The organism is Flammeovirga yaeyamensis (genome assembly GCF_018736045.1).
Classification (GTDB): domain Bacteria; phylum Bacteroidota; class Bacteroidia; order Cytophagales; family Flammeovirgaceae; genus Flammeovirga; species Flammeovirga yaeyamensis.
Map to the genome: position 1 here is coordinate 468293 of NZ_CP076132.1, position 14160 is coordinate 482452.

Consider the following 14160-nt stretch of genomic DNA (forward strand, 5'->3'; position numbering starts at 1 on the left):
AAATATATAAAACAAAACCCCAATGTTTTCAAAAAACATTGGGGTTTTGTTTTACTATTGGATTTGAACTACCCAACAACCGCCTCAGCCAAAATAACCAATTTGTTGTCAAGCATTTCTATTGTACCGCCATCGATCGAGAAAGTAGTTACTTCCGATCCTTTTGCGATTCTAACCTCACCCTTAGTTAAACTAGAGATGATGTTAGCGTGACGATCAAGCATTTCGAATTCACCGTTGATACCGGGAACTTTAACACCTGAAGCTTCACCTTCGAAATATTTTTTATCTGGAGTAAGTAATTCTACAAACATGATTCTTTAAATTAAGAATTAGTAATTGATACTTAATTAAAAAGGCGAGAATCCGAGCGTTGCCCAAGACTCTCGCCTTATATATTGACTTGAGAACTGGACTAAGCGTTCTTAGCAGCTTCTGCAAGCATTTTCTCTCCTTTTTCTGCAGCTTCCTCGATTTTACCTACGAACATGAAGGCAGCCTCTGGAAGGTGATCCCACTTACCATCTAAGATTTCGTTGAAACCTTTGATTGTATCTTTGATGTCTACGATTAGACCTGGGATACCTGAGAATTGTTCTGCTACGTGGAATGGCTGAGATAAGTAACGTTGCACACGACGAGCACGTGCTACTACTTGCTTATCTTCCTCAGAAAGTTCATCCATACCAAGGATCGCGATAATATCTTGAAGTTCCTTGTAACGTTGGATTGTTTCTTTTACACGTTGTGCAGTATTATAGTGCTCATCACCTAAGATTTCTGGGCTTAGGATACGTGAAGATGACTCTAGTGGATCTACACCAGGGAAGATACCTAATGAAGTAATCTTACGTGAAAGTACTGTTTGTGCATCCAAGTGTGCGAATGTTGTCGCTGGAGCAGGGTCAGTTAAGTCATCGGCAGGTACGTAAACCGCTTGTACCGATGTAATTGATCCTCTCTTAGTCGATGTAATACGCTCTTGCATAGCACCCATTTCTGTAGCAAGCGTTGGTTGGTAACCTACGGCTGAAGGCATACGACCTAGAAGGGCTGATACCTCTGAACCTGCTTGTGTGAAACGGAAGATATTATCAACGAAGAATAAGATATCACGTCCTTCTCCTTGTCCCTCACCGTCACGGAAGTATTCTGCGATAGTAAGACCAGAAAGAGCTACACGAGCACGAGCACCTGGAGGTTCGTTCATCTGACCGAATACCAATGTTGCTTGTGAAGTTTCTAATTCTTCTTTGTTTACTTTTGAAAGGTCCCATCCACCTTTCTCCATGTCCTCTTCGAATTCCTTACCGTATTTGATTACGCCAGATTCGATCATTTCACGAAGAAGGTCATTACCCTCACGAGTACGCTCACCAACACCAGCAAATACTGAGATACCTGAGTATACTTTTGCAATGTTGTTGATCAACTCCATGATCAATACAGTTTTACCTACACCGGCACCACCGAAAAGACCAATCTTACCACCTTTAGTATAAGGCTCTAATAAGTCGATTACTTTAATACCTGTGTATAAAACTTCTGTTGAAGTTGCTAACTGATCGAAAGCAGGAGCAGAACGGTGAATAGGTAAAGATGTTTTGCCGGATGGCTGATCCATACCGTCGATCGCTTCTCCAACTACGTTGAATAGACGACCTCTTACATCATTTCCTGTAGGCATCGCAATTGGTGCCCCTGTATCTTGACATTCAGCTCCACGCTGAAGTCCTTCTGTACCGTCCATCGCTACAGTACGAACGCGCTCTTCGCCAAGGTGTTGTTGAACTTCCAATACGATCTCTTGACCGTTGGATTTTTTCACTTTCAAAGCGTTATAGATCGCAGGTAACTTTGACCCTTCTGCTTCGAAGCTTACGTCAACTACTGGTCCAATGACTGAGGTAACCTTACCGATATTTGACATCTTGGAATTATATTATATATATCAATGAATTCAGACATAGAGACTCTGAAGTTAATAACCTCAAAGACTACATTTAAATGCAAAACTAAAATTCTAATAATTGTTTCCAAAGATTATTGACAAATTAAGAGCCGAATTTGTGTTTTAATTACAATTTTAACCTTATGAAGCGCTTTTTTAGGCCTTTTTTTAGAAAAAGTATTCTTAAAAAGAGGATTATTATCATTGATTATTGTTAAATAGTAGACTTTCTCATTAATTATCATGTATGTTTATTAGAAAATAAGCGTATCATATACTTTTTTAATTAATGGTCTATTTGATCTTACATCGAATTAGGCATGATTTTTTAGGTGTAAATAACAACTAACTTAAATGTTGTGTTGAAAGTGTAACCTATTTTATTTGTGTAAGCTACCAACACCTTGTAACTATCTGTGTAATATGAATCTTAGAATTTTAATTATCCTGCTAATTTCATTTAGCAGTTTGACAATTAAAGCAGGCAACGACCCTTTAAAAAAGCCCAAAGTTTGGGAAATGCTGAAAGAGTCTCCTCAAGACGAGGCGCTTTGGGCAGCGTACATGGGAAAATCATGGGTTTGTATGACCATACATGAGAAAGAACAAATCGATAAGTGGAAATCAGATATCGAGGCATCACGCCCTAAAATAAAAAATAATAATCCAGAAGTTCACGTAGCTTTAACTCCTCAATTACAAAAAGAAATTGATACTCAAGTTTTTGCTGAAGACGATGAATTTTGGGAAGATGAAGTTTTACAATCAGCAGTATCTCAACAAGAATCAGTTAAGATAGAAGCAGAACTTCAGGAACACTTTGAGGAATTAGAAAAAAAGATGGTTCAAACACCAAACTTAATTGAAATTCTATCAAGAGATTTAAGAAAAAACTTTATCTTAATAGAAGATGAATTTGATATGGAATTCGAAGCTTTAGGAAAAAGTTATGTGAGCTATTGGGACAAATATCCTAATGGTAAATATTCGCCAGAAAGATGGGTTTATGAAAAGAAAATGGAACTTAAGGCCTATAAGAAAGAAGAATTCGAAAGGCTCAAAGTTTCTATGATTGCATCAATTTCTTCTTCAAATTCATCTCATTAATCTAATTTTTTGTAAAAAAAGTACTTAAAATAAAGAAAAGCCTCAATACAACCTTTTTGGTATTGAGGCTTTCATTATATTTGAAAATAACATTTGTGAATTTATGATCACTGGAGTGAAATATTTTTGATGTTGTTTTGAAGTAGTGAACACTCCAAACTTTTTATTAACACAGAATGACTGAACTGTATAGTACACCAAAATATTATAAGTACCTTCTTATCTTTTCAATTTTTGCATTATTCACTTCTTTAGAAGTAAAAGCACAAGGAGAACAAAACTCAATACAATTTTCCGGTATTGTTGTAGAAGGAGATAGCTCTTATGGAGTTCCAGGAGCTCACGTCTATATCAAGCAAGCAGGAAAGGGTACTGTAACCAATCATGCAGGTTTCTTTACTATGCCTACCCAAGTAGGTGATACAGTGGTTGTATCATCAGTTGGTTTTGCAAAACAAGAAATTGTGATCCCTAAAAGAGACGATTTAGGATTCACTGTTTTGATTGAAATGAGGGAGGATGTAACAGAATTACCTCTTCTTGAAGTATTCCCTTATCCAACAAAAGAAATTTTCGAAGAAGCTTTTCTAGCCTTAGGAGAACAAAAAGATCAAAGGATAGAAAATATGGAGAAAAACCTGAGTCAAGAAAAACTGACCATGATGTCTAATGCTTTACCAATGGGAGCAACAGGCAACTATAAATACTATATGAATTACAGGGCGGATCAAATAGCCACCCAATATTTTATGGAAACAGCAAACCCTCTATTAAACCCATTTGCATGGGGCGATTTAATTAAATCGATTAAGAGAGGCGACTTTAAGAAAAAGGATTAAACTTTTCCTTCTATTGATATTATAATCTTAACTGATTAGTACTTCAATCCCACTGAAGAGAACTCTTTTTTCTATATATACTTGATAGAAATTGTATAAATTAATTTAGCATTACTTATTTCTTGATTTATGGAAAGAAATTTGTAGACTGATTTATACCATACTTTTTAAAAATAGCGTTAAACTCTTAGCTGATAAAGAGAAACGTACCTTTTATTTTTTTGTTTAATTGTTTGATGGTACCTAAATCAATCATGAAATAGAGAAATATAAATAACTCTTTAAGTATTTTACATGCGGTTTTTGCTAATATTTTTCGAATGAAAAAGAGTAAATTTTAATGGGCTTCTTTGATTTTTTTACTACCGACCTAGCTATTGATCTGGGTACTGCAAATACACTAATCCTCACAAAAGGCAAAATTGCCGTGGAGGAACCTTCCATCATCGCTTTGGATAGACAATCAGGTAAAGTGATTGCTCTAGGAGCGAAGGCTATGCAAATGCATGAAAAAACGCATGAGAATATAAAAACAATCCGTCCTCTAAAGGATGGTGTGATTGCCGATTTCCATGCAGCCGAGCAAATGATTCGTGGTCTTATTAAAATGTCTGATAATAAGAAGCGATTCTTTATGCCTTCTCATAGAATGGTTATTTGTATCCCATCAGGTATTACGGAAGTAGAAAAAAGAGCCGTTAGAGACTCAGCAGAACACGCAGGAGCAAAAGAAGTATATATGGTTCCAGAACCAATTGCCGCAGCTATTGGTATTGGTGTGAATATCGAGGAACCGATGGGAAGTATGGTGGTAGATATCGGGGGTGGCACAACAGAGATTGCTGTTATTGCTATGTCGGGTATTGTATGCGACCAATCTGTAAGAACTGCAGGCGATGTGTTCAATAGAGATATTTTGGACTACATGCGTCGTCAACATAATTTATTAATTGGTGAAAGATCTGCAGAAAAAATCAAATTCGAAGTAGGTGCCGCTTTAGCAGAACTTGATGATGCCCCAGAGGATTATGAAATCAGAGGGCGAGATTTACTTACAGGTATACCTAAAGTAATTAATGTTTCGTACGCAGAAGTAGCATTTGCCTTAGATAAATCTATATCTAAAATTGAAGAAGCAATTTTAAGAGCATTGGAAACAGCTCCTCCAGAATTATCAGCTGATATTTACGATAGAGGAATTCACTTAACAGGAGGCGGAGCATTGCTTCGAGGTCTTGATAAGAGAATATCATTAAAAACGAAATTACCTGTTCATGTACCGGAAGACCCATTAAGGGCAGTAGTTCTTGGTACTGGAGCAGTTTTAAAAGAGCTCAACCGTTATAAAGCCATTTTAATTACTTAGTAATTGTTGTCATCTGATTTTTCAGTTTGATGATTTATAAATGGAAAGTTTACTCCTTGTTGCAAGAGTTAATCATTTTACTCTCGAACAAGGAGTTTTTTTTGACGTTCTTAAATCTTTTAACTTAGGTTTGAATGAAAAAATAAAATTATCAAGCTTAGGTTTGTACTTATTTCATTAAATTTGTTCATTGAATGATTCGTTGAATCACCTCATTTTTTGAGAGTTTATTACCTTAATTTAGGTCGATTTTTAGTTACTCCATGAGTCAGTTATTTGCCATTATATTTAGATATAGAGTATTCCTTCTCTTTTTATTTTTGGAAATTGTCGCCGCAGGGTTAATCGTGAATAACAATAGTTATCAACGATCTATTGTGTTGTCGTCTTCCAATACGTTAGTAGGGGGTATCTATAATACCACTTCAAATGTTACTCAATACTTTAATCTAACTGAAGTAAACGAAGGGCTTTTGGATGAAAATGCTATTCTTAGAAAACAAATTGAACTCCTTCAAGTAGGAATAGCAAGCGATTCTGTAACAGATTCATCAAAAGAAAACATAACGAATTTATTCTATGGTATGTCTGATACCGTTGCTTATGATTTTATTCCTGCTAGGGTAATTAATAATTCCATGTACAGAATGGCTAATTATATTACGCTTAATAAAGGTCGTAAAGATGGTATCGAACCTGGAATGGGTATAATGACGCAAGCAGGAGTGGTAGGACAAGTTAAGACGGTATCCGATAATTTTGCTACCTGTTACTCTTTACTGCATAGGGAAATGAATGTTTCTGCTGAGCTAAAACGAACAGGTGACCTATGTACAGTTAAATGGGATACTCAAGATCCAACCACAGCATCAGCTAATTATTTACCATTACATCTTGATATTAATGTAGGAGATACTATCACCACATCAGGATTTAATACTGTTTATCCAGAAGGAGTGATGCTTGGTGTTGTATCTGAAGCAAGTCGAGTACCTTCAGAAAGATTTTGGTTAATAACTATAGATGTATCCGTTGATTTCTCTAAACTACATCATGTGTACGTATCTAAATCGTTGTTTAGAGCCGAAAAGGATTCATTAGAAAATATAGCAGAAGAATAGCAATGGGAAGAGAAATATGGTTAAAACAGGTAGGTGTATTTTTTATCTATCTATTCGCACAAGTTTTATTTTTTAGAAATCTCACATTTTTTGATGGAAATGTAATGATCTTCCCTTATGTGGCTTTCTTGGTTTTGTTACCTTTTGGTGCAGATAATATGAAGCTGCTCAATATTGCATTTGTCATGGGTTTTGTAATGGATATTTTTTATGATTCTATTGGTATTCATACAGCGGCCTGTGTTGGGATGGCATTTACAAGGTATCAAATAATTAAAGTAACGGCACCTAGTGGTGGTTATGATCTATCTGATGTTCCTTTGATAGGACAGATGGGATTTGGTACATTTATCACCTTTGTTATTCCTCAAGTATTAATACATCATATTTTACTTTTTAGTATTGAAGCAGCGGATTGGGGGTTTATGCCCAAGGCGTTATTCAGAGCTTTTCTGAGTAGCATTGCCACGATCTTCATTATTTTAGCTGTACAATATTTATTCTACAAAGGATTCTCAAGAAGAAGAATCTGATACACAATTAAACATATCATGAACATACTCCACTCAAGAAGGGTTATCTTTGGATTAATTGCTCTTCTATTCTGCACTCAATTCTCTTTTGCTCAAAGTTCTAAAGCTACAGTACAAGAATTATTCAAAGTATCTGGTATCGAAGGTCAGTTCGAAAGCGTAGATCAGTTGGTAGAGAATCAACTTCAGCAAAGTAAGGCCACAATGAGTCCTGAAGAACATGCTAAGCTTGAAAAAATATTGAAATCTTCTCTGAATGCTGAATTACTTACTAATTCATTCGAGGAATATTACTTGAAAAACTGTTCGGAAGAAAAGCTCAAAGCAGTTATCAAATTGTATGATAATCCTTTAGTGGAAAAAGCAAAACAAGGAGAGATTGCTTCAAAAGATCCAGCGAAGGAATCTGAAATGATGACATTCTTCCAAAATATGGGGACGAACCCACCTTCTCAAGAAAGAATAATGTTGATTGGAGCATTAAACGAAGAGTTAGGTACTACAGAAATGACAGCGAGCTTGATGAAAAGCATGATGTCAGCAATTTTCAAAGGAGCAAATTCTATGGCTCCTGAAAATGAGAAGCTTACTGATGAGCAAATGAAAGCACAAGCAAATCAAGCATTTCCTCCTATGGTGATGCAGCAGTTACAACAACAAATGATTGCTTACTCTTTTTATATGTATAAAGATTTATCTGATGAAGAACTAAAAGAATATACCAAAGTTTGGGCTTCAGAAGATGGAAAATATTTCACAGGAAATACAATAAAAGCACTATCCTATTCATTCGAAAAAGTAGGAGAAAGTATGGGGAAATCCATAGTGAAATAGAAAGAAAAAGCTCGTATTAAAAACCCTATTATTAATGACAGGGATTTTGATACGAGCTTTTTTGTATATGATTCTTAAGAATTTATCGATTGATCACTCCTGATCCAATCAATTCGTCCTCCGTGTACCAAGTGATAAACTGTCCGGCAGAAATTCCAGATTGCTTATTATCAAATACACAGTATAGACCATCTTCTTTTCTATAAAGTGTTACCTTTTCAAGAGGCTGACGGTATCTGATACGAGCCATGTATTCTCTTTGCTCACCCACTTCCATTTTCAAGTCTTCTCTAACCCAATGGATCTCATCATTTTCAACTTTTAAACCTTGACGATTTAAACCGGAATGTTGATCACCTTGTCCAGTATAAATAGTGTTTGTTTCAGTATCTGTGGCAATCACAAATAACGGAAGTGGAGTACCACCTACACCAAGGCCTTTTCTTTGACCAATAGTATAATAATGTGCTCCTTGATGTTCTCCCACCTTTTTGCCATAAGTAGGCTTGTATTGGTATGGAGAAGTCTCTAAAGCTAATTTTTCCTCTTCGGTAGATGCATTTTCTATAGCTGTTGTTCTCTCAGCATACATAGGATGATCCACTGCAATCTCCACAATATTACCTGTCTTAGGCATCAATTGTTGTTTTAGGAAATCAGGAAGTTTTACTTTACCAATGAAGCAAAGCCCTTGAGAATCCTTTTTGTTGGCTGTGATTAAATCTTGCTCAGCAGCGATTTCTCTTACCTGAGGCTTTGTCAGTTCTCCAATTGGGAACAAAGCTTTTGATAATTGCTCCTGACTTAATTGTGATAAGAAATAACTCTGATCTTTATTTCCATCTACACCCGCTAATAATCTAAAAACTTCTTTTCCGTTTTCATCAATAAAGCTGTCTTTTCTGCAATAATGACCCATAGCTACATAATCAGCTCCTAGGCTCATTGCGATATCCATAAAGACATCAAACTTTACTTCACGGTTACAAAGTACATCTGGGTTGGGTGTACGACCTGCTTCATATTCAGAGAACATGTAATCGACAATACGTTCTTTGTATTGCTCAGAAAGGTCAACACTTTGGAAAGGGATGTTTAGTTTATTTGCAACAAGTAGTGCATCGTTACTATCGTCAATCCACGGACATTCGCCTTGGATGGTTACACTACCGTCGTGCCAATTGATCATAAATAAACCAATGACATCATAGCCTTGCTCTTTTAGAAGGTGAGCGGCTACACTAGAGTCTACTCCGCCAGAGAGACCCACTACTACTCTTTTTGCCATAACTTTTACTGCTTACAGGGGGTTAAGGTCCCTTTTCACGTAAATCAAAATATTTTTTTCAGATTTCTGAAAAAAGTTTCACAAAGATAATAATATCTTTTTATGTTCTACACGTATTTTATTATCAATGACTTAACACTTCTGAATACGAAAAATAGTGCTTTAATGTAGAAGTGGTTAGGGAAATATTCACTTTTATTTAGTAGATATTTTCAAGAAGTACTTGCGTAGAATAATTTAATCGTGCATATTTGCATCGCTTTAAAACACAAAGGCACCACAAAAGCGGGTGTGGTGAAATTGGTAGACACGCTAGACTTAGGATCTAGTGCTTCACGGCGTGGGGGTTCGAGTCCCTCCACCCGCACTCGAAAGAGGTTGATAGAAATATCAACCTCTTTTTTTATGTCTATTTTTCTACAGCAACTGAAGGTTTCGATAAAGATAAAAAATAGGAATACTCCTGGTTGATGCTTCAAAATACCTGATCAATAAAAAAATACTTTTCTATTTTGTACGTTCTTTAATAACATGGTACTCGAATTGCAGGATGCAAATAGAAGAAAAGCCTTCTAGTAATTTATGGAAGAAAAATTATCGAACAACAAAGAGTCTGGAATAAGGTTAAAGGACCTCAGTATAAGAATCAAAGTTTTACTTAACCTACTATTGATTGCTGCACTATCGAGTATAGCTGTTGGCTTGCTTGGTTACTATTCTGCAAAAAAATCATTAGAAGAAGCTGTATTTCGTCAGTTGACCTCTGTGAGAGAGGTGAAACGTAGATCTTTAGAAAATTATATTGATAATTCTAAGAAACATATCAGTGTGTTGGCACAAAGTAGAATGGTGTCTGATGCTGTTTTAGAATTCTCCTCTGCGTTTGATATCATGGATTACTATTATACTCCAGGTAAAATCGTCAAAATGAGACGAACACTTAAGGAGTATTACCGATCTACAATTGATAGGAAATTAAGTGATCAAGAAAATTTCTCAAAACAACTGATCAACTCCGTTGATGAGGCCTCAGATAAGATGGTCATTCTTCAGCACCTTTACCTCACTCAGAATCAAAATCCCATTGGTAAGAAGGACTTATTAAATAGAGGTAATGATAGAACCGCCTATTCTGATATTCATGAGAGGTATCACTCATCATTTAGAAGATATTTAAAAGCAGAAGGATTTTCCGACCTTTTATTGGTAAGCGTTAATACTGGAGATGTGATTTATTCAGTCTCTAAAAATGCTGATTTTGGAACCAACTTAATGGATGGTGTTTTCAGACAATCAGCTTTAGGGCAAGCATTCACATTGGCTAGAAACTCGATCAGACCAAACATGGTGATACTATCCGATTTTGTGTCTTATGAAGGAGCCTATGGTAATTTACAATTATTCTTCGCTGCTCCAGTATATGATAATACAGGGGATGGACTAGAGAAAGTAGCTGTTTTGATAGGAACACTTCCGCTATCTGAAATCAATAACATAATGACTGATGATGGAGATTGGGCTGAAGAAGGTTTAGAAACAACGGGAGAGACATATCTAGTAGGTAAAGATCAGTTGATGAGAAGTGATGCTAGATTGTTTGTAGAGGAGTCGGATAAATTCAACCAACAATTATTGGATTTAAATGTACCTATTGAAGAAATCAATAGAATAAAATCCTTAAGAACAACGGTGCTTTCCAAGTCAGTAAATACAGCTCCTGTACAAGATGCTCTTAAAGGACATTCTGGAAATATAATCGCTCAAAATTATTTAGGAAAACAGGCCTTAAGTTCCTATTCATTATTAAATATCAGAGAACTGCCTTGGATTATTATTTCTGAAATAGAAGAAAAAGAAGCTTTCGCCTCCATAGATAAATTAAAATTAAATGTAGGCTTAGCAACAATTGTTATATTCATTATCGGTTTTATCGTTGCCAATGCTTATTCTACTAATTTCACAAGACCTGTGGATAAGTTGCAGAAAGCCATTTCGAGGTTGGCTAAAGGTGATGTTTCTTCTTCCATTCGTGTGCCATCAGGAGATGAAATTGGTAAGACGATTTATAACATGAATTTGTTGATTGAAAGAACCAAACAAACCTCGGATTTTGCGAAAAAAGTAGGTAAAGGGGATTTCGAAACAGACTTTGATACTTTCGGAAATAAAGATGTTTTAGGAAACTCATTAGTTAAAATGAGGGACCGTCTGAAAGAAGTATCAATTGAAGATCAAAGGAGACAATGGGTCAATGAAGGAATTTCTAAGTTTGCTGAAATTACAAGACAATATTTAGATAATGTAGACGGACTTTATGAAATTGTATTAAGAGAATTGGTCGACTATCTAAAGGCAAATCAAGGGATGATGTTCTTGGTTGAGGAGGATAATAAAACAACCGATAAATTCCTTCAATTGAAAGCTTGTTATGCATTTGACAGAAAGAAATTTTTGAACAAGCAAGTGAATTATGGTGAAGGCCTAGCAGGTAGATGTTGGCAAGAAAATGAATCTTTGTACATTGATGATATTCCTGAAGACTATTCTAAAATAGTTACGGGGTTAGGACTCGCTTCTCCAAAAAGCTTATTGTTGGTGCCTTTAAAGTTCAATGAAGAAGCGCTAGGCGTTATAGAATTGGCTTCATTTAATACAGTGGAACCGTACATGATCGAATTTGTGGAAAGAGTCTCCGAAAGTATTGCTTCGGCTATTACCTCTGCGAAACACAATACAAGAACGGCAAAACTGCTTGAGGAAGCACAAACTTTAACTCAGGAGTTAAGAATTCGTGAGGAAGAGATGCTTCAGAACACTGAAGAATTACAAGCAACTCAGGAGGAGATGGAGAGAAGACAGAAGGAGTTGGAAGAAGTAAGAAAAGCTCTTCAGAAAGAAATTGCCATGAAAGATGAACAGATTCTATTCTATAAATCACAAATACCAAGTGAAGAAGAAGAGGATGATGAAGAATAAAATGAAAGGGATGTTGATCAATTCAACATCCCTTTCATTTTATAAAACTTACTCTCACTAATTGGTTGAAATGAATTAAGGTTTTGTCTTCCAAAATCGAATTAAAGTCATTTCAATAAGCAAGAATAATAAGGCAGAATACAAGAAGTATTTCCATATCGGTTGAGCGATATTACTTTCGTTAAATACTTGAGTGAAACTATCTGCTTTAATATTTTCATAGATCTTGATGTTGGAATAAGATTCTAGGGTCTTCTCAAGATCAGAAGTGGTGTAACTGTTTAATTGTGATTCACCTTTTGCATAGTTAAAGGCAACATAACCAATTGAGGCGGTATCATTATCTGCTTTGACAATTTCGTAGCAGCCTGCCTCCATATCATCAGATGGTAATTTGAATGTGAGTACATCTGCATTTACTTTCTGACTTGGGATAATTTCGGTATCGCCATGTTTCAGTTTATAAATGACGCCTTTTTCTAATCCATCAAATCGAACTCTAAGGTTTTTCTCGTTGAATTTAAATGATAATTTATCGGATTGGGTTTTACTAAGTATTGCCATTCGGTACATCACAGGTACAAACAAGGCATGACGCCCAAAATTGCTGTATTCTGGCTGTAAAGGGGCAGATGCAAAGTAGTTACTCTGTAGGGCATTTTCTTGGATAGAGAGGAAACTCTGACTGTTCTTATAGCTCAATAAAGTTCTTACTCCTCTGCCTTGCCATTGGTAGAGCGGCTTCCCTTCAGGCATACTCATATTCTTTACCTTTTTCTCAAATACATTGGCAAAGAAAGGATCTCTTGAAGGAGGAACTTGCGTTCCAATCATCTCTGCACCGTCTTCAATTTTATTTTTACTGATAAGTGTTCCAAATGCTTTTGAATAACTATCGATATCTAAATTTTCTGAAGGGAAAACGGCAATATTCGTCCCATTTCTAATTCCATTTAAGATCACATTATTCAAAGACTCATTGATAACATCCACATGGTCCAATATCAATAAATCTGCACCGTTTGTGGCACTGTAATCAATAGTATTTGATTTAAAAGTGGTAGCGTTCAAGAAAGGCTCATTCTGATACACTGTGTTTAAGTACTGTTTAGGGTTATCAGAAATAATGGCAATATTGATATTAGGCGACACATTTAAAATGAAATAATGGTCATTATCAAAATCTACAGGGTAGTCAGAAATACTTACTCTGCATTGTTTATTACCAGGATCGCTGATCGCAAAAGCCATTTCTACTGTTTGTGTATCGGCAGCTTTAAGATTAATTGTAGTGTTTGATGATTGAACTTTATCAACAAATAGAGTCACTTCTCTATCTTCTACATCTGCATTTCCAAGATTGGATATTTGAACGTAAAGCTTATTGTTTTCTTTCTGCTTGATAAATGGTTTATCTAACCAAACAGAATCGATTCTTAAGTTTTCTAATTTATCAGCTGATAAAGGAATGAGGTGATAATTTGTTGCAGAATCAAATGCTAAGTTTTCTAATGCACCAATGGTTGATTTTTGAAAATCTGAAATCCAGAATACTTGTTTTCCTTCATCAATTTTTTCTCTATTGAAAGCATCTTGAGTGAAATTTTCGACTTCTTGAAGCGTCCTAGTGAAGTTGGAGTAGTTTAAACCAATAATTTCTTCTTCTGCTCTATCGTGATTCATAAAATAGCGTGAACCACCTGTAAAACGATTGTCTAGAATTTGATAATTGTAACCAACAGGAAAAACATTTGGTATATTTCTACCAATGTCTTTTGCGGCATCAAATAGTGTTTTGGCATTTCTCTCACTTTGCATACTGTAAGAGTTGTCAATGTAGATACTTACTTTACCTTTATCGTTTTTAAGTAAAGCATATCCGTTTTCTTTTGGAATATAAGGTCTTGCAAAAGCCAAAATTGCTATTAAGATAAAAAGCATTCGGGCAATCATTACCAATATTTTTTTCAAACGATCTTGAGCGTTCGACATCTCCTTTACGGTTTGTAAAAAAGCCACATTGGTAAACTTAACTTCCGATGAACGTTGGAAGTTAAATAAGTGAATTATCAAAGGCACTAACACTAAGGGAAGTGCATAAAGAAACGCGGGGTTTACGAAGTTCATAGAGTAATTTAGAGGTTT

11 protein-coding genes and 1 tRNA gene are annotated in these 14160 nt (G+C 35.6%); 8 read left to right on the plus strand and 4 right to left on the minus strand.

Features of this window, described 5'->3' with window-relative positions:
• Window positions 1-68: 68 nt before the first annotated feature.
• The gene (locus KMW28_RS01795) at window positions 69-314 is read right to left on the minus strand and encodes a F0F1 ATP synthase subunit epsilon (RefSeq protein WP_169664736.1); all 246 of its coding nucleotides are present in this window, start codon (window positions 312-314) and stop codon (window positions 69-71) included.
• Between the two features lie 101 nt (window positions 315-415).
• The gene (gene atpD / locus KMW28_RS01800) at window positions 416-1930 is read right to left on the minus strand and encodes a F0F1 ATP synthase subunit beta (protein WP_066210608.1); all 1515 of its coding nucleotides are present in this window, start codon (window positions 1928-1930) and stop codon (window positions 416-418) included.
• Window positions 1931-2419: 489 nt separating this feature from the next.
• Between atpD and KMW28_RS01805 the strand changes: the two genes are divergently transcribed.
• The 6 genes from KMW28_RS01805 to KMW28_RS01830 all read left to right on the plus strand — a co-directional run bounded on the left by KMW28_RS01805 (window position 2420) and on the right by KMW28_RS01830 (window position 7751).
• Window positions 2420-3058, plus strand: a complete 639-nt coding sequence (locus KMW28_RS01805) for a hypothetical protein (RefSeq protein ID WP_215585781.1) — start codon at window positions 2420-2422, stop codon at window positions 3056-3058.
• Window positions 3059-3234: 176 nt separating this feature from the next.
• Window positions 3235-3897 carry a carboxypeptidase-like regulatory domain-containing protein gene (locus KMW28_RS01810; protein ID WP_084005891.1) on the plus strand — a complete coding sequence of 221 codons (663 nt, stop codon included), beginning with the start codon at window positions 3235-3237 and terminating at the stop codon, window positions 3895-3897.
• A 340-nt stretch (window positions 3898-4237) separates the two neighbouring features.
• The gene (locus KMW28_RS01815; protein WP_066210604.1) at window positions 4238-5263 is read left to right on the plus strand and encodes a rod shape-determining protein; all 1026 of its coding nucleotides are present in this window, start codon (window positions 4238-4240) and stop codon (window positions 5261-5263) included.
• 263 nt (window positions 5264-5526) lie between these two features.
• On the plus strand, window positions 5527-6384 hold the full coding sequence (gene mreC / locus KMW28_RS01820) for a rod shape-determining protein MreC (protein WP_066210602.1): 858 nt from the start codon (window positions 5527-5529) through the stop codon (window positions 6382-6384).
• 2 nt (window positions 6385-6386) lie between these two features.
• A complete protein-coding gene (locus KMW28_RS01825) occupies window positions 6387-6917 on the plus strand; it encodes a hypothetical protein (protein ID WP_066210600.1) in 531 nt (176 codons plus the stop codon).
• 18 nt (window positions 6918-6935) lie between these two features.
• Window positions 6936-7751, plus strand: coding sequence for a DUF2059 domain-containing protein (locus KMW28_RS01830; protein WP_169664734.1), 816 nt, complete (start codon window positions 6936-6938; stop codon window positions 7749-7751).
• An 82-nt stretch (window positions 7752-7833) separates the two neighbouring features.
• Here KMW28_RS01830 and mnmA read toward each other — a convergent pair whose 3' ends face one another.
• Window positions 7834-9039, minus strand: a complete 1206-nt coding sequence (mnmA, locus tag KMW28_RS01835) for a tRNA 2-thiouridine(34) synthase MnmA (protein ID WP_169664733.1) — start codon at window positions 9037-9039, stop codon at window positions 7834-7836.
• 285 nt (window positions 9040-9324) lie between these two features.
• Here mnmA and KMW28_RS01840 point away from each other — a divergent pair.
• Together KMW28_RS01840 and KMW28_RS01845 are read left to right on the plus strand one after the other, a co-directional pair.
• A tRNA-Leu gene (locus KMW28_RS01840) sits at window positions 9325-9406 on the plus strand.
• A gap of 215 nt (window positions 9407-9621) precedes the next feature.
• A complete protein-coding gene (locus tag KMW28_RS01845; RefSeq protein ID WP_169664732.1) occupies window positions 9622-12015 on the plus strand; it encodes a GAF domain-containing protein in 2394 nt (797 codons plus the stop codon).
• Window positions 12016-12090: 75 nt separating this feature from the next.
• On the opposite strand, the gene KMW28_RS01850 is transcribed toward KMW28_RS01845, so the two are convergent.
• Window positions 12091-14142: a BatA domain-containing protein gene (locus tag KMW28_RS01850; RefSeq protein WP_169664731.1), complete on the minus strand. Its 2052-nt coding sequence runs from the start codon at window positions 14140-14142 to the stop codon at window positions 12091-12093.
• Between the last annotated feature and the right edge of the window lie 18 nt (window positions 14143-14160).